2 protein-coding genes are annotated in these 1766 nt (G+C 59.5%); both read left to right on the top strand.

Translation table 11 applies throughout. The features are described 5' to 3' along the window. Positions 1 to 619 (top strand): hypothetical protein (locus WBP53_RS05595; protein WP_423926778.1); only part of this gene is annotated, 619 nt, incomplete at its 5' end. An 81-nt stretch (positions 620 to 700) separates the two neighbouring features. Further along, positions 701 to 1766 (top strand): sulfatase (locus tag WBP53_RS05590; RefSeq protein WP_423926776.1); only part of this gene is annotated, 1066 nt, incomplete at its 3' end.

The raw sequence follows: 1766 nt of genomic DNA, 5'->3' as shown, positions 1-1766 counted from the left end.
CGTCTATGTCCCGAGCGATGACAGCTTCGCGCGCTGGGTGAATGTCTTCACCAATACCAGCGGCGCACCGGTTTCATTCAATGCTGTAACCAGCAACAATCTCGGTTCGGACAGCAACACAGTCGTTGTCTCAAGTTCGTCGGGTGATGCCATCGCCACATCTGCGGATGACTGGGTTACAACCTTCGAGGACTATTCCGGAACAACCAGTTCGGATCCACGACTCGGCCATGTCCTCAAGGGCCCTGGTTCAAGTGTCGGACTGGCATCTATCGATATCGTTGATGGCGGCAACAATCCGTTCTGGTCCTATCCCTTGACGCTGGCGCCGGGACAAACCGGAATCATCATGACCTTCGTAACCGGTCAGCCTTCCAAAGCGGCTGCGGCTTCCCAGGCTGCACGCCTGACCACGCTTCCAACCACGGCACTGACCTGCCTCGGCACTGCTGAGCAGGCTCAGCTCCTCAATTTCCAGGTTGGCGGTGGCGGTGGTGGTGGACCGCCTCCTGCAGCGATCGATCTGCCCAGTATGAGCCGACTGGCAGCGCTGCTGCTGATCGTTGGCCTGGTCCTCGTTCCGATCTACCTGCGTCGTCGCAAGAACTCGTCACTCTGACGTCTCTGCCCCGGGCGAGCCAAGCTCGCCCGGGCAAGTTCCCGACATCATTGCTGATCCCAACTCTTTCCCTGACACGTGATGGCGAATTCCGAATTGCAGCTGACCTATCGCTGCCGTCGCGCAGTGCGCGCGCTGGCCATCCTGCTACTGACCATTTCCGCAACGGCCTGCAATCGCGCGCCGGAGCATCCGAACGTCGTCATCATCACCTTTGATACAACGCGTGCCGACCATCTGGGCACCTATGGCTATCCCCTCGCCCATACGCCGACTGCCGATCGTCTTGCTGCCGAAGGGGTACGGTTCGACGATGCCGAAGCCACGGCGCCGATCACGGCCGTATCGCACAGCAGCATCATGACAGGGCTGCTGCCACCGGCTCACGGGGTCCGCGACAACGGATCCTTCGCCCTCAGCAGTGACGCTGTCACTCTCGCCGAGCACTTCAAGCAGGCTGGCTACGAGACTCGCGCATTCGTGTCCGCCATCGTCCTCAGCAAGCGCTACGGAATCGACCAGGGATTCGACAGCTACGATGACGATCTCTGGAGCGAGAACGAACCGAAATTGTTCATGATTCGTGATCGATCTGCCCGCGAGACCATCAATCGCACGCTGGCCTGGTACGACACCCGGATCAGCGAGAAAAGTGACCAGCCGTTCTTTCTCTGGGTGCACCTGTTTGACCCACATCAGCCGCACAATCCTCCTGGCTGGACGATTCCCTTGAGCGCCAGTCCCTACGATGCAGAAATCGCGTCTGCCGACCATGAACTTGGCCGCCTGGTGGAGGCGCTGCGAGACTCGGGCGAGTTGGATAATACGGTGTTCGTGTTTACCGCCGATCACGGTGAAAGTCTCGGCGAACACAACGAAAAAACCCATGCAATCTTCGTGTATCGCTCGACTACACGCGTGCCGCTGATCGTGCGCTACCCTCCGCGCTACCCGAAAGGCGAGACCTATACTGGCCCGGTCAGCATTGTCGATATCGCACCAACCCTTCTCGAACTCGCGCACTTGCCCGGCGCCGAGCTGACCCAGGGCATCGATCTGACACCTCTGGCGCGCGGAGATTCCGATCCCGTTGATCGTGCGCAGTATTCGGAATCAAAATTGTCCGAACTCGGGTTTGGCATGGCTC

This window comes from Dokdonella sp., from assembly GCF_049593775.1.
Taxonomy (GTDB): domain Bacteria; phylum Pseudomonadota; class Gammaproteobacteria; order Xanthomonadales; family Rhodanobacteraceae; genus Dokdonella.
Note: the sequence above shows the minus strand (reverse complement) of the source record. Positions and strands in the feature narration are given on the sequence as shown.